The 25,277-nt window shown below is 72.1% G+C and carries 23 protein-coding genes; 6 read left to right on the top strand and 17 right to left on the bottom strand.

Annotated features, from left to right (window positions below; genetic code table 11):
- Nucleotides 1-16 precede the first annotated feature (16 nt).
- Nucleotides 17-2,539 carry an ATP-dependent Clp protease ATP-binding subunit gene (locus ACFYZQ_RS08610; protein WP_388805277.1) on the bottom strand — a complete coding sequence of 841 codons (2,523 nt, stop codon included), beginning with the start codon at nt 2,537-2,539 and terminating at the stop codon, nt 17-19.
- A gap of 458 nt (nt 2,540-2,997) precedes the next feature.
- On the opposite strand from ACFYZQ_RS08610, the gene ACFYZQ_RS08615 reads away from it, so the two are divergent.
- On the top strand, nt 2,998-3,615 hold the full coding sequence (locus ACFYZQ_RS08615; protein ID WP_389143367.1) for an SCO3374 family protein: 618 nt from the start codon (nt 2,998-3,000) through the stop codon (nt 3,613-3,615).
- On the opposite strand, the gene ACFYZQ_RS08620 is transcribed toward ACFYZQ_RS08615, so the two are convergent.
- From ACFYZQ_RS08620 to ACFYZQ_RS08665, 10 genes are all read right to left on the bottom strand, one after another.
- The gene (locus tag ACFYZQ_RS08620; RefSeq protein ID WP_389143369.1) at nt 3,594-3,929 is read right to left on the bottom strand and encodes an Lsr2 family protein; all 336 of its coding nucleotides are present in this window, start codon (nt 3,927-3,929) and stop codon (nt 3,594-3,596) included. The genes ACFYZQ_RS08615 and ACFYZQ_RS08620 overlap by 22 nt on opposite strands.
- Before the next feature lie 206 nt (nt 3,930-4,135).
- Nucleotides 4,136-4,669 carry an amino-acid N-acetyltransferase gene (locus ACFYZQ_RS08625; RefSeq protein WP_388805269.1) on the bottom strand — a complete coding sequence of 178 codons (534 nt, stop codon included), beginning with the start codon at nt 4,667-4,669 and terminating at the stop codon, nt 4,136-4,138.
- A gap of 9 nt (nt 4,670-4,678) precedes the next feature.
- Nucleotides 4,679-5,122: a BlaI/MecI/CopY family transcriptional regulator gene (locus tag ACFYZQ_RS08630; RefSeq protein ID WP_389144698.1), complete on the bottom strand. Its 444-nt coding sequence runs from the start codon at nt 5,120-5,122 to the stop codon at nt 4,679-4,681.
- Nucleotides 5,123-5,279: 157 nt separating this feature from the next.
- Nucleotides 5,280-5,459, bottom strand: a complete 180-nt coding sequence (locus ACFYZQ_RS08635) for a hypothetical protein (protein ID WP_389143371.1) — start codon at nt 5,457-5,459, stop codon at nt 5,280-5,282.
- Between the two features lie 47 nt (nt 5,460-5,506).
- The gene (locus ACFYZQ_RS08640) at nt 5,507-6,133 is read right to left on the bottom strand and encodes a hypothetical protein (RefSeq protein ID WP_389143373.1); all 627 of its coding nucleotides are present in this window, start codon (nt 6,131-6,133) and stop codon (nt 5,507-5,509) included.
- A gap of 734 nt (nt 6,134-6,867) precedes the next feature.
- On the bottom strand, nt 6,868-7,665 hold the full coding sequence (locus ACFYZQ_RS08645) for a type III pantothenate kinase (RefSeq protein ID WP_388805261.1): 798 nt from the start codon (nt 7,663-7,665) through the stop codon (nt 6,868-6,870).
- A 4-nt stretch (nt 7,666-7,669) separates the two neighbouring features.
- On the bottom strand, nt 7,670-8,656 hold the full coding sequence (gene nadC / locus ACFYZQ_RS08650) for a carboxylating nicotinate-nucleotide diphosphorylase (protein ID WP_389143376.1): 987 nt from the start codon (nt 8,654-8,656) through the stop codon (nt 7,670-7,672).
- A gap of 5 nt (nt 8,657-8,661) precedes the next feature.
- Nucleotides 8,662-10,392, bottom strand: coding sequence for an L-aspartate oxidase (locus ACFYZQ_RS08655; protein WP_389143379.1), 1,731 nt, complete (start codon nt 10,390-10,392; stop codon nt 8,662-8,664).
- Complete coding sequence (panC, locus tag ACFYZQ_RS08660; protein WP_389143381.1) at nt 10,389-11,390, bottom strand: pantoate--beta-alanine ligase; 1,002 nt, start codon at nt 11,388-11,390, stop codon at nt 10,389-10,391. Before panC ends, ACFYZQ_RS08655 begins: the two co-directional genes overlap by 4 nt.
- A gap of 70 nt (nt 11,391-11,460) precedes the next feature.
- On the bottom strand, nt 11,461-12,417 hold the full coding sequence (locus ACFYZQ_RS08665) for a Rossmann-like and DUF2520 domain-containing protein (RefSeq protein ID WP_389143384.1): 957 nt from the start codon (nt 12,415-12,417) through the stop codon (nt 11,461-11,463).
- Between the two features lie 173 nt (nt 12,418-12,590).
- Here ACFYZQ_RS08665 and ACFYZQ_RS08670 point away from each other — a divergent pair, with 173 nt between their 5' ends.
- The gene (locus ACFYZQ_RS08670) at nt 12,591-13,793 is read left to right on the top strand and encodes a threonine aldolase family protein (protein WP_389143386.1); all 1,203 of its coding nucleotides are present in this window, start codon (nt 12,591-12,593) and stop codon (nt 13,791-13,793) included.
- Nucleotides 13,794-13,831: 38 nt separating this feature from the next.
- Here the strand turns inward: ACFYZQ_RS08670 and ACFYZQ_RS08675 are convergent, their stop codons facing one another.
- From ACFYZQ_RS08675 to ACFYZQ_RS08685, 3 genes are all read right to left on the bottom strand, one after another.
- The gene (locus tag ACFYZQ_RS08675) at nt 13,832-14,464 is read right to left on the bottom strand and encodes an AAA family ATPase (RefSeq protein WP_389143389.1); all 633 of its coding nucleotides are present in this window, start codon (nt 14,462-14,464) and stop codon (nt 13,832-13,834) included.
- A gap of 40 nt (nt 14,465-14,504) precedes the next feature.
- A complete protein-coding gene (locus ACFYZQ_RS08680; protein WP_389143392.1) occupies nt 14,505-15,176 on the bottom strand; it encodes a response regulator in 672 nt (223 codons plus the stop codon).
- Nucleotides 15,177-15,248: 72 nt separating this feature from the next.
- The gene (locus tag ACFYZQ_RS08685) at nt 15,249-16,454 is read right to left on the bottom strand and encodes a sensor histidine kinase (protein WP_389143395.1); all 1,206 of its coding nucleotides are present in this window, start codon (nt 16,452-16,454) and stop codon (nt 15,249-15,251) included.
- A gap of 118 nt (nt 16,455-16,572) precedes the next feature.
- Between ACFYZQ_RS08685 and ACFYZQ_RS08690 the strand changes: the two genes are divergently transcribed.
- Entirely contained in the window at nt 16,573-17,616 is a 1,044-nt protein-coding gene (locus ACFYZQ_RS08690) for an SAM-dependent methyltransferase (protein WP_389143397.1), read from the top strand.
- On the opposite strand, the gene ACFYZQ_RS08695 is transcribed toward ACFYZQ_RS08690, so the two are convergent.
- Nucleotides 17,581-18,741, bottom strand: coding sequence for an NADH-quinone oxidoreductase subunit D (locus ACFYZQ_RS08695; protein WP_389143400.1), 1,161 nt, complete (start codon nt 18,739-18,741; stop codon nt 17,581-17,583). The two genes, ACFYZQ_RS08690 and ACFYZQ_RS08695, sit on opposite strands and share 36 nt — an antisense overlap.
- A gap of 31 nt (nt 18,742-18,772) precedes the next feature.
- Between ACFYZQ_RS08695 and ACFYZQ_RS08700 the strand changes: the two genes are divergently transcribed.
- Both ACFYZQ_RS08700 and ACFYZQ_RS08705 read left to right on the top strand, forming a co-directional pair.
- On the top strand, nt 18,773-19,273 hold the full coding sequence (locus tag ACFYZQ_RS08700; protein ID WP_389143403.1) for a PH domain-containing protein: 501 nt from the start codon (nt 18,773-18,775) through the stop codon (nt 19,271-19,273).
- Nucleotides 19,270-20,598: a PH domain-containing protein gene (locus tag ACFYZQ_RS08705; protein ID WP_389143405.1), complete on the top strand. Its 1,329-nt coding sequence runs from the start codon at nt 19,270-19,272 to the stop codon at nt 20,596-20,598. Before ACFYZQ_RS08700 ends, ACFYZQ_RS08705 begins: the two co-directional genes overlap by 4 nt.
- 291 nt (nt 20,599-20,889) lie before the next feature.
- On the opposite strand, the gene ACFYZQ_RS08710 is transcribed toward ACFYZQ_RS08705, so the two are convergent.
- Entirely contained in the window at nt 20,890-22,017 is a 1,128-nt protein-coding gene (locus tag ACFYZQ_RS08710) for a hypothetical protein (RefSeq protein WP_389143407.1), read from the bottom strand.
- A 77-nt stretch (nt 22,018-22,094) separates the two neighbouring features.
- Nucleotides 22,095-23,222: an alpha/beta hydrolase gene (locus ACFYZQ_RS08715; RefSeq protein WP_389143409.1), complete on the bottom strand. Its 1,128-nt coding sequence runs from the start codon at nt 23,220-23,222 to the stop codon at nt 22,095-22,097.
- A gap of 229 nt (nt 23,223-23,451) precedes the next feature.
- Between ACFYZQ_RS08715 and ACFYZQ_RS08720 the strand changes: the two genes are divergently transcribed.
- On the top strand, nt 23,452-25,272 hold the full coding sequence (locus tag ACFYZQ_RS08720) for a phosphatidylglycerol lysyltransferase domain-containing protein (protein ID WP_389143411.1): 1,821 nt from the start codon (nt 23,452-23,454) through the stop codon (nt 25,270-25,272).
- Nucleotides 25,273-25,277: the final 5 nt, after the last annotated feature.

Genomic DNA, 25,277 nt, shown 5'->3' on the forward strand with positions numbered 1-25,277 from the left:
GCGATCCGCCCGAGGACTACTCCTTGCTCAGGTTGGGCCCAGCCCCACCCGCGGCCTGCTCGATCGGCGGGACGTCCGGGAGGGCCGACTTCTCCTCGCCGCGGAAGGTGAAGGTCTTGGTCTCGCCCTCGCCCTCGGTGTCCACGACCACGATGTGGCCGGGGCGCAGCTCGCCGAAGAGGATCTTCTCGGACAGGGAGTCCTCGATCTCGCGCTGGATGGTGCGGCGCAGCGGCCGGGCGCCCAGCACGGGGTCGTAGCCCTTCTTGGACAGCAGTTCCTTGGCGGACTGGGAGAGCTCGATGCCCATGTCCCGGTCCTTGAGGCGCTCGTCCACCTTGCCGATCATCAGGTCGACGATCCGGAGGATGTCGGTCTGGGTCAGCTGCGGGAAGACCACCACGTCGTCGACGCGGTTGAGGAACTCGGGGCGGAAGTGCTGCTTGAGCTCGTCCGAGACCTTGTTCTTCATGCGCTCGTAGTTGGTCTTCGTGTCACCCGAGGCCGCGAAGCCCAGGTTGAAGCCCTTGGAGATGTCCCGGGTGCCGAGGTTGGTCGTCATGATGATGACCGTGTTCTTGAAGTCCACGACCCGGCCCTGGGAGTCGGTCAGACGACCGTCCTCCAGGATCTGCAGAAGGCTGTTGAAGATGTCCGGGTGGGCCTTTTCGACCTCGTCGAAGAGGACCACGGAGAACGGCTTGCGGCGGACCTTCTCGGTCAGCTGGCCGCCCTCTTCGTAGCCCACGTAGCCGGGGGGCGAACCGAAGAGCCGGGACACCGTGTGCTTCTCGCTGAACTCCGACATGTCGAGGGAGATCAGCGCGTCCTCGTCGCCGAAGAGGAACTCCGCGAGGGCCTTGGACAGCTCGGTCTTACCGACACCGGACGGGCCGGCGAAGATGAACGAGCCACCCGGGCGCTTGGGGTCCTTCAGGCCGGCACGGGTACGACGGATCGCCTTGGACAGCGCCTTGACGGCGTCGTCCTGGCCGATGACCCGCTTGTGGAGCTCCTCCTCCATGCGCAGCAGGCGGGAGGACTCCTCCTCCGTGAGCTTGAAGACCGGGATGCCGGTGGCCGTGGCGAGGACCTCGGCAATCAGCTCGCCGTCGACCTCGGCGACGACGTCCATGTCGCCGGCCTTCCACTCCTTCTCCCGCTTGGCCTTCGCGGCCAGGAGCTGCTTCTCCTTGTCGCGGAGGGAGGCGGCCTTCTCGAAGTCCTGCGAGTCGATCGCGGACTCCTTGTCCCGGCGGACGGCGGCGATCTTCTCGTCGAACTCGCGCAGGTCCGGCGGCGCGGTCATCCGGCGGATGCGCATCCGGGAGCCGGCCTCGTCGATCAGGTCGATCGCCTTGTCGGGCAGGAAGCGGTCCGAGATGTAGCGGTCGGCCAGGGTGGCGGCCTGGACCAGCGCCTCGTCCGTGATGGAGACCCGGTGGTGGGCCTCGTACCGGTCGCGCAGACCCTTGAGGATCTCGATCGTGTGCGGCAGGGACGGCTCGGCGACCTGGATGGGCTGGAAGCGGCGCTCGAGGGCCGCGTCCTTCTCCAGGTGCTTGCGGTACTCGTCCAGCGTGGTCGCACCGATGGTCTGGAGCTCACCGCGGGCCAGCATCGGCTTCAGGATCGAGGCGGCGTCGATCGCGCCCTCGGCGGCGCCCGCACCGACCAGCGTGTGCAGCTCGTCGATGAACAGGATGATGTCGCCGCGGGTGCGGATCTCCTTCAGCACCTTCTTCAGGCGCTCCTCGAAGTCACCGCGGTAGCGGGAGCCGGCGACCAGCGCGCCGAGGTCCAGGGTGTAGAGGTGCTTGTCCTTGAGGGTCTCGGGCACCTCGCCCTTGACGATGGCCTGGGCGAGGCCCTCGACGACGGCGGTCTTGCCGACGCCGGGCTCACCGATCAGGACCGGGTTGTTCTTGGTACGGCGGGACAGCACCTGCATGACCCGCTCGATCTCCTTCTCGCGCCCGATGACCGGGTCGAGCTTGGACTCACGAGCGGCCTGGGTGAGGTTCCGGCCGAACTGGTCGAGGACCAGGGACGTCGAGGGCGTGCCCTCGGCAGGGCCGCCGGCGGTGGCGGTCTCCTTGCCCTGGTAGCCGGAGAGCAGCTGGATGACCTGCTGCCGCACCCGGTTGAGATCTGCGCCCAGCTTGACGAGGACCTGGGCGGCGACGCCCTCACCCTCGCGGATCAGGCCGAGCAGGATGTGCTCCGTGCCGATGTAGTTGTGGCCCAGCTGAAGGGCCTCGCGGAGCGACAGCTCCAGGACCTTCTTGGCACGGGGGGTGAAGGGGATGTGCCCGGACGGGGCCTGCTGGCCCTGCCCGATGATCTCCTCCACCTGCTGGCGGACCGCCTCGAGCGAAATCCCGAGGCTCTCAAGGGCCTTGGCGGCGACACCCTCACCCTCATGGATCAGGCCCAGGAGGATGTGCTCGGTGCCGATGTAGTTGTGGTTGAGCATCCGGGCTTCTTCCTGAGCCAGGACGACAACCCGCCGCGCGCGGTCGGTGAACCTCTCGAACATCGTTAATCGCTCCTCAGAGCGGTCAGGCAGTGGGGGGAACTTCCCCTCCCTGTCCTTCCGCAGCTTAGTCCCGCAAGCGGGGACCGCTCATTCCAACTGCCGACACCGTCGATGGCCTCCTGACCCCGAACGCCGACATCTGCTCCAACCTGATGGTGCGAGACGATGTTCCCGCAGGCCAGGCAGTTACCCCTGTCGCCAGTACGCCGATGGCGAACGTGAGACAGCCCCGTCCTGCGCGTCGCCCCCTCCCACTAGGGATGTCTTACCCGCAGCCACTGACAGTCCATGCCGCGCGCACCGGTTCGCTCCGCTATGGGCGAACAACCTCGCGTTCCCCCGCACCTCCCGCGCGCCCCCTTTCCGGGCACGGCGCGCAGTCGCCTTGACACCGGGCGTAACTTGGAGCCGTTTCGGCTGTTGCTCTTGTCATGGTTGGCACTGCCCCCGTGGTCCCCATGATCCCCCTCCCCCGTCGACCGCTCGACCCGGAGGCCGGGATCCGGCACTGGTACGAGAAGGAACTGGGGTGGCCTACGGCGCCCGGCTCGCCGGTACGGCTTGTCACCGGCCTGCGCTTCGACGTTCTGGACGTGCCGGTCGAGGCGGGCGTGGCCGCGCTCGGGCGCCTGGCGCCGGACTCTCCGGTGGCCGTGCGGGGCGACCGGATGCGGCTGCTGGTGGCCGCGGGCAGCGCGGAGGAGCTACCGGGGCTGCTGGAGTGGCTGGAGTGGGGGGCGCTGGACCTGGATCTGGTGGCGCTCGGCGCGGACGGGAGCATCGAGGCGCCCGCGCCCCTCGAGCCGGCCTCCACCGGGGCTCGGCCGCTTCCCACGGCCCGCTCCGGCGCCCCTGCCGTCCGGGCGGGATCGCAGGAGGCTGCTTTGCGGGGGGCCGCCGTGTGGTTGCGGCCCCCCGAGCCGGGACGCGAGGTCGAGTCGTCCCTGCCGACGCTCGCGGCCCTGGGGCGCGGTGTGGACGCCCCCGATCTCGTACGACTGGTGGACACGGTGGCGACGCACTGTCACCGGGTCCGGCTGCGGCGCGCGGGCGCTCAGCGGTTGGCTTCCTCGTAGGCCTCGCGGATGGTCGCGGGAACACGGCCGCGGTCGTTGACCTCGTAGCCGTTCTCCTTCGCCCAGGCGCGGATCTGCGCGGTGTCCTGGCTGCCGCCGGATGCGGCACGGGTCTTTCCGCGGCCACCCGCGGAACGGCCTCCGGTACGACGACCGCCCTTCACATAGGGCTCGAGAAGTCCACGCAGCTTGTCCGCATTGGAAGTGGTGAGATCGATCTCGTACGTCTTGCCGTCCAGCGCGAACGTCACCGTCTCGTCCGCCTCGCCGCCGTCGAGGTCGTCGACAAGAAGGACCTGAACCTTCTGTGCCACCGGATTTCCTTTCATCGATAACGTTAGGGCCGGGGTGTGCGGCGTCCGCCGTTTCGCCGCCCCCTGTTATATGCAGTACTGCAGTACGTCGGAAAGCAAACCGCTTTTGCCGGAAAAACACAAACCCCTGTCGGAGACTCAGGGGTCCCGCCCGGACGGGAAACATGCGCGTTTCGGACATAGGGCGCGCGGGCAATGGCCGATGATCACAGATGCAGAAGCATCCTGCTGTTGCCCAAGGTGTTCGGTTTCACTCGTTCGAGACCCAGGAACTCCGCGACGCCCTCGTCATAGGAACGCAACAGCTCCGCGTAGACATCGGTGTCGACGGGCGTCTCCCCGATCTCCACGAAGCCGTGCTTCCCGAAGAAGTCGACTTCGAAGGTCAGACAGAAAACGCGGCGAACGCCGAGCCAGCGGGCGGTGTGAAGCAACTTCTCCAGCAACTGGTGGCCGACGCCGGCGCCCTTCAGACCGGGCTTCACGGCGAGAGTGCGCACTTCCGCGAGGTCTTCCCACATCACGTGCAGTGCGCCGCAGCCGACGACCTCGGCGTTGTCGTCGCGTTCCGCGACCCAGAACTCCTGGATGTCCTCGTAAAGCGTCACGGTCGCTTTGTCGAGCAGGATGCGGTCACGGACGTACGCGTCGAGGAGGCGGCGCACGACCGGGACATCGCTGGTCCTCGCCCGCCGGACGGTGATGGCTTTTGCGGTGACTTCAGGGCGCTCTGCTGACATGAGCGGACGCTATCGCCCGCCGCGCTCCTGTGCCGAGCCGGGGTTCTCGCCGTCGGTATCGGGGGCGGTATGAGGGGCGGCGGTATGAGGTCCGGTATGGGGGCCGGTATCCCCCGGGGCGCTATCCGCGGGTCCCTGGACGATGCGCACGGCGTCACTGAGGGCCTGGCGCTGTTCGTCGCTCATCATCCCGAAGAACGCCACGAGAGCCGCGGCCGGGTTGTCGCTCTGCGACCAGGCGTCGTTCATCAGGGCGGCGGCGTACGCGGCCCGTGTGGAGACGGCCTCATATCGATAGGCCCGGCCTTCCGCCTCGCGGCGTACCCAGCCCTTCTGATGGAGATTGTCCAAAACGGTCATGACCGTGGTGTACGCGATGGACCGTTCCTGCTGAAGGTCTTGCAGGACTTCTCGAACGGTCACCGGGCGGTTCCACTTCCACACCCGCGTCATGACCGCGTCTTCGAGTTCTCCCAATGGGCGAGGCACAGCTCAGACAATAGTGGGAGATCCCGCCGACGGCGTGCCCAACGTGCACTTTCTGTGATGAACATGGGCAAAAAGGGCGCGTACCCCTTGCCGGGGTCGCCGCGCCGCTCGAGGGGCTCGCTCAGGCGTCGGTGCCCGCGGAGGTCGGCCGGGCCCCCTCGGCGGACGCGAGTGCGGCGTCGACGGCCGCGTCCTCCTTGGCCTTGGCGGCGCCGCCCTGGGTCTTCACGATCACCCTGACCACACCGATGAAGAAGATGGCCATGACGACCGGGGGTACGAGCGCGGAGACGTAGTCCATGCCCCCAGAGTAGCCACGGCCCTTCGCCCGGAGCGGCAGGGGTGCGCTCAGACGGCGGCGAGCCGCTGGGAGGGCTCTTCGGACGGCGGGGCCGGCTTGCGGCGCGGGAAGACCTCGCCCGGGGTCGGGATGGGCCGGGACGGCCGGGGCTCGGCGGGTTCTCCGGCCGGTCGCTCCGCGGGTCTGCGGGTGGGCCTTTCCCCGGGCTTCCGGGCAGGCTCCTCGGCGGGTTTCTCACTGCCGTCGCCGCCGTCCGACGCGGACCGGCCGCCGGGGAGCGCCTGCAGTGGCGTACGGCAGGCCGGGACGACCGTCGAGATCCGCTCCAGCAGAGCGGCCGCCACCGGGTTCCCGCGCAGCGCCCCCAGCGCGGCCAGGTCGTCGGGCAGCGGGCGGTGTCCGGCGTCCAGCGCCTCCCGCAGGAGCGCGAGGTAGCCGGCGGCCGTGCCGGGCAGCGCGGCGCGGTACCGGGCCAGGTCGGCCACGAGGAAGGCGCGCAGCCGGGCGCCCTCGCGCATCGCCTCGTCGAACTGCTCGGCAAGGCCGAGGCAGTCCTGGACGTCCTCGGCCGAGGCGGGGCCGGGGTGGAGGGCAAGGGCGAGAGCGCGGCGGAGCACACGCAGCTCCTCCACACCGAACGCCATGCCGCCGCGGGATCCGTATGGCGTGGGCATACGCCGACGATACGCGCTAATCAGACAAACCCGGCAGAAGAGGCTGGTGTGGCGCGACCGAGCCACCCACGCGGGGGCCCTGACCGGGCTTCAGCGCCGGGCCCACCCGGCCGGGGTTCAGGGGCCAGCCCCGTCCGGGCCCGGGGCGCGGCCTCCTCCGACCACGACGCCGGGGCGCCCGTCCCGAGCCCGGTGAGACGCAGCCCACTGGGGGACGCGGGCACAGCCCGCGGGGACCCGGGGCGCAGCCCCCAGGATGGCGGTCTGGGGATACAGCCCGCGGGGGCCCGAGCGAAGCCCCAGATGAGGCCTGGCGCGCAGACCACACGAAGCCTGCAGGCGCGCCCCGAAGGGGACCGGGGCACAGCCCGCGGGGACCCGGGGCAGAGCCCCCGATGGGGGCGTAGGACGCAGCCCACGCGAAACCTGTCGGCGCAGCCCCCGCAGGGAGCTGGGACGGACTCCAAGCCCCCAGGAGCCCTGGGAGCGCAGCCCACGCGGAGCCTCGGGGCGCAGCCCCGCTGGGGCCTGGGACGGACTCCAAGCCCCCAGGAGCCCTGGGAGCGCAGCCCACGCGGAGCCTCGGGGCGCAGCCCCGCAGAGGGCTGGGACGGACTCCAAGCCCCAGGAGCTCTGGGGGACGCAGCCCCCGGGGAGGCCTTCGGGGGCGCAGCCCCGGGGGGTGGGAAAGCTACGGGCGGCGGGGGCGGGGAAGTAGGCCCCGCCGGGCCGGGTCAGAGGCGGGACACGTTGCGTTCGTACACCAGTCGCAGGCCCACCAGCGTCAGCCACGGCTCGTGTTCATCGATGACCGAGGACTCACCGAGGACCATGGGCGCCAGCCCACCCGTCGCGATCACGGTCACCTCGTCCGGGTCGTCGGCCAGTTCCCGGGCCATCCGGCTGACGACCCCGTCGACCTGGCCGGCGAACCCGTACACGATCCCCGCCTGCATCGCCTCGACGGTGTTCTTGCCGATGACGCTGCGCGGCCGGGCCACCTCGATCTTGCGGAGCTGGGCGCCCTTGACGCCGAGCGCCTCGACCGAGATCTCGATGCCGGGGGCGATGACCCCGCCGACGTACTCCCCGCGCGCGGACACCGCGTCGAACGTCGTCGCCGTACCGAAGTCCACGACGATCGCCGGCCCGCCGTACAGCTCGACGGCGGCCACCGCGTTGATGATGCGGTCGGCGCCGACCTCCTTGGGGTTGTCGGTGAGGATCGGCACCCCCGTCTTCACCCCGGGTTCCACCAGCACCGCGGGCACGTCGCCGTAGTAGCGCCGCGTCACCTCGCGCAGCTCGTGCAGGACCGAGGGCACGGTCGCGCAGATCGCGATCCCGTCGATGCCGTCACCCAGCTCGTCGCCGAGCAGCGGGTGCATGCCCATCAGGCCCTGCAGCAGCACCGCCAGCTCGTCCGCGGTGCGCCGCGCGTCCGTGGAGATCCGCCAGTGCTCGACGATGTCCTCGCCGTCGAACAGACCGAGAACCGTGTGCGTGTTGCCGACGTCGATCGTGAGGAGCATCGCCCTACTCCGCCTCGCGCAGGTCCAGGCCGATGTCCAGGATCGGCGAGGAGTGGGTCAGGGCCCCCACGGCGAGGAAGTCGACACCGGTGGCCGCGTACGCCCGCGCGTTGTCCAGGGTGAGCCGGCCCGACGCCTCCAGCAGTGCCCGCCCCTCGACGATCCCCACGGCCTCCGCGCACTCCATCGGCGTGAAGTTGTCCAGGAGGATGAGGTCGGCGCCCGCGTCGACGACCTCCCGGAGCTGGTGCAGGGTGTCGACCTCGACCTCGATCGCCAGGTCGGGGAACGCCTCCCGTACGGCCTTGAAGGCCTGCGCGATGCCGCCCGCGGCGACGACGTGGTTGTCCTTCACCAGCGCCGCGTCCGACAGCGACATGCGGTGGTTGACGCCCCCGCCGCACCGCACCGCGAACTTCTCCAGCGCCCTGAGGCCCGGCGTGGTCTTGCGGGTGTCCCGCACCTTCGCCTTGGTGCCCTCCAGCACGTCGGCCCACGCGCGCGTGGCGGTCGCGATGCCCGACAGGCGGCACAGGATGTTCAGCGCGCTGCGCTCGGCGGTCAGCAGGTCACGCGTGCGCGTGGTGACCGACAGCAGCTTCTGCCCGGCCTCGACCCGGTCGCCGTCCTCGACGTGCCGCTCGACCTCGAACTCGTCCGTGCAGACCACGGAGACCACGGCCTCGGCGACTCTGAGGCCCGCCACCACACCCGCCTCTCGGGCGGTGAAGTCGGCGGTTGCCACCGCGTCCTCGGGGATGGTCGCGACCGTCGTCACGTCGACGCCGTGCGCGAGGTCCTCCTGGATGGCCACGTTGGCGATGTCCTCGACCTCCACGGGGTCGAGTCCCGCGTCGGCCAGGAGCTGTGCGAGCGCGGGGTCGAGCCCGCACTCCGCGTATTCGTCGTATCCCTCGTCCGTGTCCGCGCCGCAGGCGCAGCCGTCGCCGCAGCCTCCGGACGGGGCGAGGGGAAGGTCGTCGGTACTCACTGCTGTCACTGCTCCTGGGAAGGGTGCTGCCGGGTCGGGGGGAAGTCTGCGGTGTCCGTGGTGCCCACGGCCAGCGTCCGGTCGGGATTCAGCCGTACGACGATGTGGCGGCGCCAGTTCGCGTCGTCGCGGTCGGCCCGGTCCTCGCGCCAGTGGCAGCCGCGGGTCTCCTCGCGCAGCAGCGCGGCGGCGACCAGGACACGGGCCACGCACAGGAGGTTGGTGGCCTCCCAGGTGTCGACGCCGGGCTCGGCGGTCTTGCCGTTCTCGTCGAGGGCCTCCCGGGCCTCGGAGTGCAGCCGCTGCAGCTGGTCGGCGGCCCTGGCGAGGGACTCCTCGGAGCGCAGTACGCCCGCGCCCTCGGTCATGATCCGCTGGATGGCGAAGCGGGCCTCGGCGGCGAGCAGCGGGTGAGCCGGCTTCCCGGGCTCCGGAACGGGCTCGGGCACGCGCGTGTGGAGGCCCTCCGCGCCGTGCCCGGCCGCGATGTCGGCGGCGATGCGCTCGGCGTAGACCAGGCCCTCCAGGAGGGAGTTGGAGGCGAGCCGGTTGGCGCCGTGCACACCGGTGCAGGCGACCTCGCCGCACGCGTACAGGCCGGGCACGGTGGTCCGGCCGTGGGAGTCGGTGCGCACGCCCCCGGAGGCGTAGTGGGCGGCCGGGGCGATCGGGATGGGCTCGGTGACCGGGTCGATGCCGTTCGCGCGGCAGGCGGCCAGGATCGTCGGGAAGCGGTGCTCCCACATGTCGGCACCGAAGTGCCGGGCGTCGAGGTACATGTGCTCGGCACCCAGCTCGATCATCCGCCGCAGGATGCCCTTGGCGACGATGTCCCGGGGCGCCAGCTCGGCCAGCTCGTGCTGCCCGACCATGAAGCGCACCCCGTCGCCGTCGACCAGGTGGGCGCCCTCGCCGCGCACCGCCTCGGAGACCAGCGGCTGCTGCCCCTCCGCCTCCGCGCCGAGGAACAGCACGGTCGGGTGGAACTGCACGAACTCCAGGTCGGAGACCTCCGCACCGGCGCGCAGCGCCAGCGCCACGCCGTCGCCGGTGGACACCGACGGGTTGGTGGTCGCCGAGAACACCTGGCCCATGCCACCGGTCGCCAGGACCACGGCGGGGGCGTGCACGGCGCCCACGCCGTCGTGCTGGCCCTCGCCCATCACGTGCAGGGTGACACCGGCCGTACGGCCCTCGGCGTCGGTCAGCAGGTCCAGCACGAGCGCGTTCTCGATCGTGCGCACCCCGCGCGCGTGCACGGCCTCCACGAGCGCCCGGGAGACCTCCGCGCCGGTGGCGTCGCCGCCCGCGTGCGCGATCCGGCGCCGGTGGTGGCCGCCCTCGCGGGTGAGGTGGATGTCGCCCTCGTCGTCGGTGTCGAAGTGGGCGCCGGTGGAGATCAGCCGCCGTACCGCGTCCGGGCCCTCGGTGACGAGGATCCGTACGGCCTCCTCGTCGCACAGGCCCGCGCCCGCCACCAGGGTGTCGTCCAGGTGCTGTTCCGGGGTGTCGCCCTCGCCGAGGGCCGCGGCGATGCCGCCCTGGGCCCAGCGGGTGGAGCCGTCGTCGAGGCGGGCCTTGGTGACAACGACCGTCGTCAGGCCCGCCGCCTCGCAACGCAGGGCCGCCGTGAGGCCGGCCACTCCGGAGCCGACGACCACGACGTCCGCGGAGATGGACCACCCGGGGGCGGGCGCGTGCAGTCGTATGCCTGTGCTGGTGCCTGTGCTGGTCACGAGGCGGCTCCGAGGGTTCCGAAGGTGAGCGGGATGTTGTCGATCAGCCGGGTCGTCCCGACCCGGGCGGCGACCGCGAGGACGGCCTCGCCGGTGAAGTCGTCGCCCACCTCGGTGAAGTCGGACGGGTCGACCAGCGCGAGGTAGTCCAGTTCGAGCGGCGGGTCGAGGCGGGCGGCCTCGTCGAGGACCAGCCGGGCCGCCGCGCGGACGGCCGCCGGACCGCCGGGGGCCGCCTTGGCGACGGCGTGCGCGTCGGCCGCCGCGCGGGACTCCCCTATGGCGCTGAGCGCCTCCGCGCGGGCGTGCGTGGCGGGCACCTCTATGGCACGCGCGCGCAGCGCCTCCTGTGCGGCGTGCCGGTCCCGGCCCGCGAACAGGGCCTGGGACAGGGCGAGGGCCGTGCGCCGTTCCTGGGGCGAGAGGTAGCGGTTGCGGCTGGACAGGGCCAGGCCGTCCTCCTCCCGCACCGTCGGTACGCCGACGATCTCCACACCGAAGTCGAGGTCCCGCACCATGCGGCGGATCAGGGCGAGCTGCTGGGCGTCCTTCTGGCCGTACAGGGCGACGTCGGGGCGGGTGAGGTGCAGCAGCTTGGCGACGACGGTGAGCATGCCGTCGAAGTGCCCGGGGCGGGAGCCGCCCTCCAGGCGCTCGCCCATGGGGCCCGCGCTGATACGCACCTGGGGTTCGCCGCCCGGGTAGACCTCGTCCACGGAGGGGGCGAACACGGCGTCCGCGCCGGACTGCTCGGCGAGTTTCAGGTCGGCGTCGAGGGTGCGCGGGTAGCGGTCGAGGTCCTCGCCGGCGCCGAACTGCAGCGGGTTGACGAAGACGGTGACGACGACCTCGCCGTCCGGCCCGGCGATGTCCCGCGCGGTGCGGATCAGCGTCGCGTGACCCTCGTGCAGGGCGCCCATGGTCATCACGACGGCACGGCGGCCCCGGCGCACACGCGCGTGCAGCTCGTCGGCGGTGCTCAGCAGGGCGGTGGTCATCGCGGCTCTCCGTTCCCGGGCGCGCACGTCGCCGGGCGGCCCTGCTTCGCGGTGTCGGTCCCGGACCGGGTCATCGGGCGTCTCCCTCGCTGCCGTCGGCTCCGCCGGACCCCGCGGCCCCGGCGGCTCCGTCCGCGAGTACCCCGAGGAGGTCCTCGGCGAGTTCCGGCTTCAGCAGGCCGTGGGCGAGCGCGCGGTCGGCGGTGGCGCGGGCCATCGCCAGGTAGCCGGCGACGGTCTGCGGGGCGTGCGCGCGCAGTTCCGCGACATGCGCGGCGACTGTGCCCGCGTCGCCGCGCGCGACCGGCCCGGTCAGCGCCGCGTCACCGGAGCGCAGGGCGTTGTCCAGGGCGGCGCCGAGCAGCGGGCCCAGCATCCGGTCGGGGGCCTCGACACCGGCCGTGCGCAGCAGCTCCATGGACTGGGCGACCAGGGTGACCAGGTGGTTGGCGCCCAGGGCGAGGGCGGTGTGGTAGAGCGCCCGGTTCTCCTCGGCGATCCACTCGGGTTCGCCGCCCATCTCGATGACGAGGGCCTCGGCGGCGAGGCGCAGCTCCTCGGGGGCGGTGACGCCGAAGGAGCAGCCGGCGAGCCGCTGGACGTCGACGGAGGTGCCGGTGAACGTCATCGCGGGGTGCAGGGCCAGCGGCAGGGCGCCCGCGCGCAGGGCGGGGTCCAGCACCTTGGCGCCGTACCGCCCGGAGGTGTGCACGAGCAGTTGTCCCGGGCGTACGGCGCCGGTCTCGGCGAGACCCGTGACGAGGCCCGGCAGGGTGTCGTCCGGGACGGTCAGCAGGACCAGGTCGGCGCGCTGGAGCACCTCGGCCGGCGGCACCACGGGCACGTCGGGCAGCAGTTGCGCGGCCCGCCGCCTGGAGGTGTCGGAGACGGCGGAGACGGCGACCGGGCGGTGCCCGGCGAGTTGGAGGGACGCGGCGAGCGCGGGACCCACGCGGCCGGCGCCGACGACACCGACGGTGAGCCGCGCGGGGCGGTCCTTGGAGTCTTGCTGGTGGACTGTACTCACGCGACGGCGGCCTTCCCGTTCCAGTCCGCTCTGGGTACCGGACGATTTCTCGTCATGTTAACGCTATCGGGTCTGGGGCCGGTCCGTTGTCCACAGGCTGTGGGCTTCCGCACGTTCCCCGGGACCGGTAAATCGGGTGCCCGGGCGGTTCGGGGCACGCCATGATCCGGGACATGAGCGATACGGCGGAGCAGGGCGCGCAGCAAGGCACGGAGACGGAGCAGGACGGCGCCGAGTCGGCGCAGGAGCGGTTGCGGGAGCGGCGCTCCGCCGTGTTCCGGCAGGACCCGCGCGTGCTGGCGCGCGGGGGCTTCCGGACCACGATCGGGGAGCGTCTGGCGCGGCTGCGGGAGGCCGCGCCCGAGGTGTACGACCTGGACGAGTGGCCCGACATGTACGGCGACGGGGTCGTGTCCGCCCTGGAGGACCGGGTCGCCGCGCTCCTGGGCACCGAGGCCGCCGCGTTCTTCCCCACCGGGACGATGGCCCAGCAGGTGGCCTTGCGCTGCTGGGCGGGCCGTACCGGCAACCCCACCGTCGCCCTGCACCCGCTGGCCCACCCCGAGGTGCACGAGCGGAACGCCTTCAGCGAGGTCAGCGGGTTGCGCACGGTCCGGGTGACCGACGAGCCCCGGCTTCCCACGGCCGCGGAGATTCGCGACTTCGAGGAGCCCTTCGGCGCCCTGATGCTGGAGCTGCCCCTCAGGGACGCCGGTTTCGTGCTGCCCACCTGGGAGGAGCTCACCGAGGTCGTGGCGGCGGCCCGGGAGCGTGACGCGGTGGTGCACTTCGACGGCGCGCGCCTGTGGGAGACCACCGTCCACTTCGGGCGTCCCCTGGACGAGATCGCGGGCCTGGCGGACAGCGTCTACGTGTCGTTCTACAAGTCGCTCGACGGGTTCGGCGGCGCCGCGCTGGCCGGGCCGAAGACGCTGGTGGAGGAGGCGAAGAGCTGGCGGCACCGGTACGGCGGCATGGTCTTCGAGCAGTTCCCCACGGCGCTGGCGGCACTGGTCGGGCTGGAGCGGGAGTTGCCCCGGCTGCCGGAGTACGTGCGGCACGCGCGCGTGGTGGCCGCCGCGATGCGCGAGGGGTTCGCCGCGGCCGGGGTGCCCTGGGTCCGGGTGCATCCCGAGGAGCCGCACACGCACCAGTTCCAGGTGTGGCTGCCGTACGACCCGGACGGGCCGGCGGAGGCGGCGGTGCGGCAGGCCGAGGAGACGGGGACGCTGCTGTTCCCCATCGGCTGGATGCGCGGCGGGCCGGGGCTGGGCTTCACCGAGGTCACCGTGGGCTCCGAGGGCCTGGAGTGGACGGCGGCCGATGTGAAGGCGGCGGTCGCGGACTTCGTGGCCCGACTGCCGGAGGGGAGGTAGCCAGGGGCAGCGGGGCGGAGGGCGGCCGCTCAGTCGAATCAGTCGAACCGGATGTGCCGCAGGCCCACGCCCACCTGCCTCATCCGGGTGCGCAGCGGGCCCTCGTGGTTGGGGCGCAGCCGGAGCCCGGCCAGGACGGCGATGCGGTCCGCCGTCCTCGGCACGGTGGTGTGGTCCGTCCACAGGTGCTCGGCGAACTCCGGCTCGCGCAGCCGCTCCAGGCAGTCGTCGAGTCGGCTCACCGCCCAGGTCTCCCTGCCCAGCCCGGCGTTCTTCCCGCCGGCGAGCCGCAGGAGATGGCCGAAACCGCGCTCCCGCAGCCGTTCGAGCACGGTCTCGCGTTCGGCGAGCAGCGTGAAGTGCCGGACGTCGTGGCCTAGTTCACGCAGGCGGCCGACGGTCTCGGCGAAGTGGCCGGAGTCGGTGACCGTCATGGGGGCGATGACCACGCCGTCGTGCCCGGTGAGGGCGAGATGGAGGACCTCGACGACGCCCCGCCGCCAGGAGGTCAGGTCCTGGAAGTCTCCACGCAGGTCCGGCGGCAGCATGCGGTGCAGGCCGAAGCCGACGTGCTCGGGGTCGCAGACGACGCTGCCGGGAAGGCGGCGCCGTATCTCGTGCGCGGTTTGCGTCTTGCCGCCGCCGAAGGGCCCGTTGATCCACAGGAGCATGCCGGGACCCTACCGACGCGGCCGCCGTCCGCGCGGGCGGTCAGCCGTGCCCGCCGGCCCGTACGAGCCCCGTCTCGTAGGCCAGGACCACGACCTGCACCCGGTCCCTGAGGCCCAGTTTGGTCAGGATGCGGCCCACGTGGGTCTTCACGGTCGCCTCGGACAGCACCAGACGGGCGGCGATCTCGCCGTTGGACAGGCCCTGGGCGACCAGCACCATGACCTCCCGCTCACGGTCGGTGAGCCGCTCCAGCTCCCGGTGCTGCGGCTCCTTGCCGGCGGAGGGCAGCATGGGCGCGAAGCGGTCCAGCAGCCGGCGGGTGGTCGACGGCGCCACGACGGCGTCGCCGCTGTGCACGGAGCGGATGGCGGCCAGCAGGTCACCGGGCGGCACGTCCTTGAGCATGAAGCCGGAGGCGCCCGCCTTCAGCCCGGAGAAGGCGTACTCGTCGAGGTCGAAGGTGGTCAGTATCAGCACCTTCGGCGGGTCGGGCTCGGAGCAGATCCGGCGCGTGGTCTCCACACCGTCCAGCTTCGGCATGCGTACGTCCATGAGGATCACGTCCACCGCGGTGGAGCGCAGCACCTGCAGGGCCTCGACGCCGTCACCCGCCTCCGCGACGACCTCCATGTCCGGCTGGGCGGCGAGCACCATCCGGAACCCGGTGCGCAGCAGCACCTGGTCGTCGACGAGCATCACGCGGATCGTCATCGGGGCCTCTTCCGTGAGTCAGCAGGGGCGTGCGGGGATGTGACAGGTGTCAACGAGGGGCGTGCGGCGGCGTCAGTGCGCCGGTTTGAGGGGCAGCAGGGCACTGATGCGGAAGCCTCCACCGGGACGCGGGCCCGCGTCCAGGGTGCCGCCGACCATACCGACCCGCTCCCGCATGCCGATCAGACCGTGGCCCTGGCCGTCGGCGCCGCCCTCCTCGTACAGCTCGTGCGGGGCGCCCTTGCCGTCGTCCTCGACGAGCAGGCCGAGCCCGTCGTCGAAGTAGACCAGCCGCACGCTCGCGCCCGCGTTGGGGCCGCCGTGCTTGCGGGTGTTGGTGAGCGCCTCCTGCACGATGCGGTACGCGGTGAGCTCGACGCCGCTGGGCAGCGGACGCGGGGTTCCCTCCACCTTGAAGTCGACGGGCAGACCGGAGCTGCGGCACTGTTCGACGAGGTCGTCGATCTGCTCGACGTCGGGCTGCGGGACGTACTCGCCGCTCTCCTTGTGCTCGCCGGTGCGCAGCACGCCCAGCAGGCGGCGCATCTCGGCGAGGGCCTGACGGCCGGTGGAGGAGATCGTCTCCAGGGCCTTCTTCGCCTGGTCGGGCGCGGCGTCGAGGACGTAGGCGGCGCCGTCGGCCTGCACCACCATCACCGACACGTTGTGCGCGACCACGTCGTGCAGCTCGCGCGCGATCCGGGCGCGCTCGGCGGCGACCGCGACCTTGGCCTGCGCCTCGCGTTCCTTCTCCAGGCGCGTGGCGCGCTCCTCGAGCTGCGCGAAGTAGGCGCGGCGGGTGCGCATGGAGTCACCGAGCACCCAGGCGAGGGCGAACGGCACCGTCTGGAACACCACGACCGCGATACGGCCGAGGGCGCCCGACTCCTCGGCCGGCCAGCGGATCTGCGCCAGGGTAGCCGCGCTCAGGCTGATCGCCAGGGCGAACCGGGAGGCCCAGCGGGCACCGACAGTGGCGACCGTGTAGGTGATCACCAGCATGGCGAAGTCGGCGGCGGTCATCTCGACGTCCAGGACGAGCTGGGCGAGGCCGCACGCGGCGGCCAGCAGCAGCATCGGCTCCGGGAAGCGACGGCGCAGCGCGACGACCACGCACAGGACGGCGGAGACGGCCAGCCCGGCGACGAGGGGCATGTGGTGGTCCGGCGCCCCGCTGACGTTGGTCACGCTCACGCACGAGAGCCCGAACAGGGCGACGGCCCAGAAGGTGTCGACCCACATCGGGTGCCTGCGGAGGAAGTCATAGAGGCGCTGCACGTAACCCAGAGTAGGGAAGCGTGATGTGTGCCGGGGTCAACCGGAGGGCCGATCCGTCCGCGGCCCGCGTACTCCGCAAGGTGGAGGACGTGATCACCTGTGTGCCTAGTCTGTTCCGGTGAGGGATGAGGACTGCGGCGAGTGGCGGGGCTGGCGGGCGGCCACCGAGGCGGCCCTGTACGGACCGGGCGGCTTCTACCGTCGGCCGGAGGGACCGGCGGGACACTTCCGTACCTCCGTGCACGCGTCGCCGCTGTACGCGCGTGCCGTGGCCCGGCTGCTGTGCCGGGTGGACGAGGCGCTGGGGCGGCCCGCGAGCCTGGACTTCGTCGACATGGGGGCCGGGCGGGGCGAGTTGGTCACGGGTGTGCTGGCCGAGCTGCCGGCGGGCATGGCCTCCCGCGTCCACCCGTACGCCGTAGAGCTGGCCGACCCGCCCGCGGGGCTCGACGACCGGATCACCTGGTCGGGTGAACCGCCGGAGGGGATCCGCGGGGTGCTGTTCGCCAACGAGTGGCTGGACAACGTGCCGGTGGAGGTCGTGGAGGCGGACCCGGAGGGCGTGCCCCGGCGGGTGCTCGTGCGCCGCGACGGGCGGGAGCGGCTCGGGGAGCCGGTGTCGGGGGCGGACGCCGAGTGGCTCGCGAGGTGGTGGCCGCTGCCGCCGGAGGAGGGGCTGCGGGCGGAGATCGGGCTGCCCAGGGACGACGCGTGGGCGTCCGCCGTCGCCCGCGTCGAGCGGGGGCTGGCGGTCGCCGTCGACTACGCGCACACGGTGGACACACGGCCGCTCTTCGGGACCCTCACCGGCTTCCGGGAAGGGCGCGAGACGACGCCCGTGCCGGACGGGACGTGCGACATCACGGCGCATGTCGCGCTGGACGCGTGCGCGGCGCATCCCACGGCGCGCGCCCTACCCGGCGCACGCCTGCTCACGCAGCGCGACGCCCTGCGCGCCCTCGGCGTCACGGGCGCACGCCCCCCTCTCACCCTGGCCTCCACGAACCCGTCGGAGTACGTACGCGCGCTCGCGAGCGCCGGTGAGGCCGCCGAGCTCACCGCGCCGGGCGGGCTCGGGGACTTCGGGTGGCTGCTGCAGCCGGTCGGACTCGCGGACGCGTCGGACCTATTTGTCGATGTCCCCGACCACGAAGAACATTGAGCCCAGGATCGCCACCATGTCCGCCACCAGCGTCCCGGGCAGCAGCTCGGTCAGCGCCTGGATGTTGTTGTACGAGGCCGAGCGCAGCTTCAGCCGGTACGGGGTCTTCTCGCCCTTGCTGACCAGGTAGTAGCCGTTGATGCCGAGCGGGTTCTCGGTCCACGCGTAGGTGTGGCCCTCGGGCGCCTTCAGTACCTTCGGCAGACGCTGGTTGACCGGGCCGGGCGGCAGCTCGGCGAGCCGGTCGAGGCAGGCGTCGGCCAGGTCCAGCGCGTTGTGCGTCTGGGCCAGGAGGCACTCGAAACGGGCGAGGCAGTCGCCTTCCTCCCGGGTGACGACCTCCAGGACGTCCCGCAGCTCCCCGTACGCCAGGTACGGCTCGTCGCGGCGCAGGTCGAAGTCGACGCCCGAGGCGCGCGCGAGGGGCCCGCTCACCCCGTACGCGTGCACGGTCTCCGGCGTGAGCGCGCCCACGCCCCGGGTGCGTCCGCGGAAGATCTCGTTGCCGAGGACCAGGTCGTCGAAGACGTCCATGCGCGAGCGGACGGCGGCGACGGCGGCACGCGCGCGTGCGGCCCAGCCGGCCGGCAGATCCTCCTTCAGGCCGCCGACGCGGTTGAACATGTAGTGCATGCGCCCGCCCGAGACCTCCTCCATGACGTTCTGCAGCACCTCGCGCTCCCGGAACGCGTAGAAGACCGGGGTGATGCCGCCCAGCTCCAGCGGATAGGAGCCCAGGAACATCAGGTGGTTCAGCACCCGGTTCAGCTCGGCCAGCAGCGTGCGCGTCCACACCGCGCGCTCGGGGACCTCCATGCCGAGCATCCGCTCCACGGCGAGCACCACGCCCAGCTCGTTGGAGAAGGCCGACAGCCAGTCGTGGCGGTTGGCGAGCATGATGATCTGGCGGTAGTCGCGCGCCTCGAAGAGTTTCTCCGCGCCCCGGTGCATATAGCCGATCACCGGTTCCGCGTGCACGATGCGTTCGCCGTCCAGCACGAGCCTGAGCCGCAGCACACCGTGGGTGGACGGGTGCTGGGGGCCGATGTTCAGCACCATGTCGGTGCTCTCGGCGGCACCGCCGATCCCGACCGTGGTGCGCGTCGTGGGAGTGGTGGACGTCATGCACACAGTCTCCCCTACGTAGGCTGGCCGCATGGAGACGGGGAGCGGGGAGGGCGGCCCGGCGGCGGCCGAGCCGGTGTGGCGGGGGCTGCCTCCGGGGCTGCTGCGGATGCGGCGGCTGCTGCTGGTCGTGTGGCTGGGAGTGGCGGCACTGGCCGTGGGCCTGCTGCTGGGACTGCTGGCCGGGCCCGTGTGGGCCGCCTTCGCGCTGCTGCCGCTGGCGGCGACGGCGTGGGGCTGGGTGCTGCTCGGCCGCAACTGGCGCTCCTGGCGCTATGCCGAGCGGGCCGACGACCTGCTGATCAGCCGTGGTGTGCTGTGGCGTGAGGAGACCGTCGTACCGTACGGGCGGATGCAGCTGGTCGAGGTGACCTCCGGGCCCGTGGAGCGGTACTTCGGGCTGGCGAGCGTGCAGCTGCACACGGCGGCGGCCGCGACCGACGCGGCCATCCCGGGTCTCGAACCGGCCGAGGCGGAGCGGCTGCGCGACCGGCTGACCGAGCTGGGCGAGGCCCGATCGGCGGGGCTGTGACAGCGCCGGAAGCCGCCGGCGGCATACCCGGGGCGCGGTCCGTGACCGAGCGGCGGCTGCACCCCGTGACGCCGTTCCGGCGGGCGTGGGCGCCGGTCGCCGTGCTCGTCGGGTGGGCCGCGCACGACCCGAACCAGGCGCAGGAGCAGCTGACCAGGCTGACCACGACCATGCTGCTGGCCGGGCTCGCCGTGCTGGTCCCGGCGGCCTCCCTCTACGGCTTCCTGTCCTGGTGGTTCACGCATTTCGCGGTGACCGACACCGAGCTGCGCATACGCACGGGGCTGGTGTTCCGGCGCACCGCGCACATCCGGATCGAGCGGATCCAGGCCGTCGACGTCACCCAGCCGCTGCTCGCGCGCGTGGCGGGAGTCGCCAAGCTGCGGATCGACGTCGTCGGGGCCGACAAGAAGGACGAGCTGGCCTTCCTGGGCGAGGACGAGGCACGCGCGCTGCGGGCCGAGCTGCTCGCGCGCGCCGCCGGCTTCGCGCCGGAGACGGCGCACGAGGTGGGTGAGGCGCCGGCGCGGGAGCTGATGCGGGTGCCTCCGCGGGGGCTCGCGCTCGCGCTGGTGCTGACCGGCGCGAGCTGGGTGTCCCTGGCGGCCGCCCTCGTCGTACCGCCGGTGCTGTGGCTGGCCACGCACAGCGTGTGGACGGTCCTCGCCACCGGGGTGCCGCTGCTCGGCGGGGCGGGCGCGCGGAGCGCGGGGCGGTTCGTCGCGGAGTACGACTGGACGGTGGCCGAGTCCCCGGACGGGCTGCGGATCGACCACGGACTGCTGGACCGCACGCACGAGACGGTGCCGCCGGGGCGGGTGCAGACCGTACGCGTCGTCGAGCCGCTGCTGTGGCGGGGCAGGGGCTGGGTGAGGGTGGAGCTGGACGTGGCCGGGTCGTCCAACTCGCTGCTGGTGCCGGTCGCGCCGCGCGCGGTCGCGGAGTCCGTCGTCGCGCGCGTGCTGCCCGGGGTGACCGTGCCGTCGGTCCTGGCCCGGCCGCCGCGCCGGGCCGGGTGGTGTCTGCCGGTGTGGTGGCGGGGTCACGGCATCGCCGTCACGGACACCGTCTTCGCCGTCCGGCACGGGCTGCTGCGCCGCCGGCTCTCCCTCGTCCCGCACGCCAAGGTCCAGAGCGTGCGGCTCACCCAGGGGCCCTGGGCGCGGCTGTGGCGCGTCGCCGACGTCCATGTGGACACGGGAGCGGGCAAGACCGTGACGGCCCGGCTGCGGGACGCCCGGGAGGCGGCGGCCCTTCTCCACGCCCAGGCGGAACGCTCCCGCACGGGGCGCCGGGACGCGGGCCCGGAGCGCTGGATGAGCTGACCGGAACGCCGGCCCGGGCCACTGGGTTCCACCCTGCGGGTCGGCTGGGCGGCGCGGCATCCCTCTCCGCCGGTCCGACGTTCGGGCCCGACGCCACCCGGGCCGCTGGGGGCTTCGCCCCCCAGACCCCCGGCCTGTGCCCACCCACCACCCGTGCGGGCCGACCGGACGGCACAGTCCCCGTCTCAGTCTGTCCGGCGTTTGAGGACGAGGCCGTTCAGGCCGATCGGGGGTCCAGAAGGCGCAGCCTCCCTGCGCGAAGAACGCTCTCCCGCCGCCGTTCGGCGACGCTCAGGACGCCGCGCTGCGCAGGCCGTGTACGTCGATGTGTTCGGTTTCGTCATGGGCCGTCAGGTCGATGACCTGGCCGACGGCGCGGGACTCCTCGTCGGCGGGCTTGAAGTCGGCCTCCGTCTCGGCCTTGTGGAGGGCGAGGGCCTCCTGGCCGACCACGTCGGCGAGGTCCTCGTTCTGCACGGCGTCCAGCGCGTCGGACGGCGAGTCCTTCTGCGTGCCGAAGAAGTCGAAGCCGCCCTCGACCGCCGGTCGCCGCACGGGCGGGGCCGGTACGACGGCCACCGCGGTCGGCACCGTGAAGTGGCCCGTGGAGTGGGACGCGGGCTCGGCGGGCTCCCGGACGGCCCCCTCCGTCACTTCCTCGTCGGCGCCTTCTCCTTTGGCGGCTTCGGCCGACCCGGCCGCTTTACCCCCTTTGGCCGCTGCATCCCCTTTGGCGGCTTCATCCCCTTTGGCAACGACATCGGCATCGGTATCCGCCTCGGCCTCCGCCGTCTCGTCCCCGGTGCCGAACCGGGCCAGTGCCGTCATGGCCCGCAGGAAAAGCTGTGAGCCCTCCGGGGAGAACACCCCGGTCACCGCCGGCCCGTCCTCGGCCTCGGCCCCGGCGACGTCGGTCTCCGCCGCGCGCGCCGCCGGCAGTGCCGGCGTCTGAGGCGCGGGAGCCCCGGCCTCGATCTCGAGCAGTCGCCGCCCTTCCAGCGCGGTGGCCCGCTCGGTCTCCGCCGTGGCGTACCGCCGCAGCAGCGCGGCGTGCTCGTTGCGCAGACCCGCCAACTCCGTCCGCTTGGCCCGCAGCCGCTGCTCCAGCTTGCCGCGCAGTTCGCGGGACTCCTCGAGTTCGCCCTCCAGTTCGGCGACCCGCTCCTCGAACCGCCATTCGTCACTCGCACGCGCGCGTGCGAGGTCGGCTACCTGCTTACCCGCATGTATGTCCCAGCGGCGCATGACGACCGCGCCGATGACGGCCGTCGCCGCGGCGGCCGCGGCGAGGGTGCGGAGCACCGTCTGCTCCGAGAACACCCAGGGGCCGATCGCGCAGACGACGGAGACGCCTGCGATCGCCGACGGAGGCAACAGCCTGTGCAGAGGAGGTGAATGGCGGTGACGTCCACGTGGCATGGCCAGAAACTTACCGCGAGTAGGCGAATCTTGGCGCCCCGCCCCGTAAAAACACGGCCTTGACGAAGTCTTCACCGTCATCGGTCACTGAGCCTCCCGCTCATCCACTGCAGTGTCGCCGGGATCTCCCGTCGCCAGGTGTTGAAGTTGTGGCCGCCGCTCTCCAGGATGATCGACGAGATCCTGGTCAGGTTCGTCGCCCGCACCCGGTCGATGAATTTCAGGGTGTCCTTGTAGTTCGATTCGCCGATCTTGCTGCTGGTGACGAGCAGTGAGGTGTCGGGAGCGGCCTCGTGCTTGAGGAACCACCACAGGTCGGAACGATTCCGCAGACTGCTGTCGCCGTGGAAGAGGTCACCGGTCGTGGGGTCGATCGGCGCCTTGTAGTAGGGCGACAGGCCCGCGCCCGCCGCGTACACGTCCGGGTGGTGCATGGCGAGCTTCAGTGCGCAGTAACCGCCCGTGGAATCACCGATGATCCCCCAGCTGCCCGGCTTTCTGCCCACCCTGTAATGGGCCAGAACCGCGTCGGGAAGATCTTTGGCGAAGAACGTCTCGGTCTGCGGTCCGCCGGGAATGTCCACGCATTCCGTGTCGCGCGGCGGGGCGACCGTCGGCCGCAACATGATCAGGATCATCGGCTGCATCCGCCCGTCCTTGGCCAGTTGCCGCGCCGTGCTCGGGTAATGCAGTTTGTCCACCAGGGCCTGCGCGGTGCCCGGATATCCGGTGAGGACGACGGCCGCGGGGAACGTGCGCGTGCGGTACTGCGGCTGGAAGTACTCCGGCGGCAGATACACGTACGCCGGTGTGGGGATGTGGGTCGTACGGCCCACGATGTCGACCTTCTGGACCTGCCCGGCCATCTGCGGCGGCCTCCCGGCGGCTCCGTTCAGCCCCGCCGTGGTGAGCACCTGCAGGGGCCCCGCCACGCCGCCGCTCGCCGTGTGGTCGACGACGACGCCCTGCGCGGTCTCCCGGCCGAAGAGGTCCGCCCAGCTGGCGTAGAACCCGAAGGCCTGGTTGGCGGCGACGCCCACGCAGGCGAAGAGCGTCACCTGGGTGGCGAGGAGCAGCCCGACGCGCCCGCTGACGGACCGCCAGCCCCGCCCGGCCAGCCTCGGCCACAGCCAGACCGTGCCGACGAACAGTAAGACGGCGAACGCGATCGCCACCACCAGCACTTTGTTGCTCGTGAGACCCATGGGCTCTTCCTGACTGCGCTTTCCGCCCACGGCACGCCGACGCAAACGTCGCGAGCGCTTGCCCTGGGCTTTCCTCGGGCTTTGAACCGGCTTTCCGACGAGGAAGGAACCTCCTTCCCCAAGACACCGTCCTAGAGGGCGCAATGTCGCCGGATGCCCGAAACGGTCACCGGACTCAAGGTCTCTCGCAGAACTATGGGATGCGATGTCTATCAGGATAGATGGGGAAATGTCGGGCGGGGTTCCGAGCCGATCAAGCCGGGCGCGGCGCATGGTCAGTGGTCCGCGCCCCGAGGCCGTCCCCGCACTGGTCGGCAGGGCCTGCGCGGTCGTCGGGCTCCTGGACATTGCCGCGGGCGTGTTCCCGCGCTTCCGTCACAGCCGTATGCACGCCATCGCGGAGGTGCTGCCGGGCTCCTTCGGCCCGTTCGCCGCGGCGCTCTCGCTCAGCGCGGGCGTGCTGCTGCTGCTCCTCGCGCACGGGCTCAAACGGCGCAAGCGCCGGGCCTGGCGGGCCGCGGTGGCGCTGCTGCCGGCCGGCGCGGCCGCGGAGTTCGTGTACCGGCACTCCGTCATCGGGGTGCTGATCTCCCTCGCGCTGCTCGTGCCGCTGCTGCGCCACCGCGACGAGTTCGCCGCGCTGCCCGATCCGCGCAGCCGGTGGCGCGCGCTCGCCAACTTCGTCCTCATGGGCGCCGGTTCCCTCGTGCTCGGACTGGTCATCGTCAGCGTCCACCCGGACCGCATGGTCGGCGACCCGAGCCTCGCCGACCGGCTGACCCACGTCCTGTACGGCCTGTTCGGCTTCGAGGGCCCGGTGGACTACCAGGGCAACACCTCCTGGACGGTCGCCTTCTCCCTCGGCGCCCTCGGCTGGATCACCGCCGCCACCACCATCTACCTGGCCTTCCGCCCCGAACACCCGGCCGCCCGGCTGACCGAGGACGACGAGGACCGGCTGCGGGCGCTGCTGGCCAAGCACGGCGGCCGTGACTCCCTCGGCCACTTCGCGCTGCGCCGCGACAAGGCGGTCGTCTTCTCGCCCAGCGGCAAGGCCGCGGTGACCTACCGGGTCGTGTCCGGCGTGATGCTCGCCAGCGGTGACCCGATCGGCGACGTCGAGGCCTGGCCGGGCGCCATCGAGCGCTTCATGGACGAGGCCAAGGCCCACTCCTGGACCCCCGCCGTCATGGGCTGCTCGGAGACCGGCGGTGAGGTGTGGACGCGCGAGACCGGCCTGGACGCCCTCGAACTGGGCGACGAGGCGGTGGTGGACGTCGCGGATTTCTCGCTCGCCGGACGCGCGATGCGCAACGTGCGACAGATGGTCAAGCGCATCGAGCGGGCCGGCTACGAAACCCGGGTACGGCGTATCCGTGACCTCGGCGAGGCCGAACTGGACCGTATCCGGCGCGCGGCGGAGGACTGGCGCGGCACCGACACCGAGCGCGGCTTCTCCATGGCGCTCGGCCGCATCGGCGACGCGGCGGACGGGGACTGCCTGATCGCCACCGCGCACAAGGCCGACGACGAGCCGGGCCCCTACGGCGACCTGAAGGCCATTCTGCACTTCGTGCCCTGGGGTACCGATGGAGCCTCGCTCGATTTGATGCGCCGTGACCGCTCGGCCGACCCCGGTATGAACGAGCTGCTCATCGTCGCCGCGCTCCAGGCGGCCCCGAAGTTCGGCATCACCCGGGTCTCGCTGAACTTCGCGATGTTCCGCTCGGCGCTGGCGCGCGGGGAGAAGATCGGCGCGGGTCCGGTGCTGCGCGCCTGGCGGGGGCTGCTGGTGTTCCTCTCCCGCTGGTTCCAGATCGAGTCGCTGTACAAGTTCAACGCCAAGTTCCAGCCGCGCTGGGAGCCGCGCTTCGTGGTCTACCGGGCTTCCGGCGACCTGCCCCGCATCGGCTTCGCCGCCATGCAGGCGGAGGGCTTCGTCAACCTCGCCCTTCCCCTGCCCCGCTTCCTGCGCCGCACCGTCGCCCCCGCCCGCCCGTGCTCCCACGCACTCGCGGAACACGAAGTCCGGGACGTACGACCGGCGTGACGGGA

Source organism: Streptomyces sp. NPDC001843 (assembly GCF_042891955.1).
GTDB lineage: Bacteria > Actinomycetota > Actinomycetes > Streptomycetales > Streptomycetaceae > Streptomyces.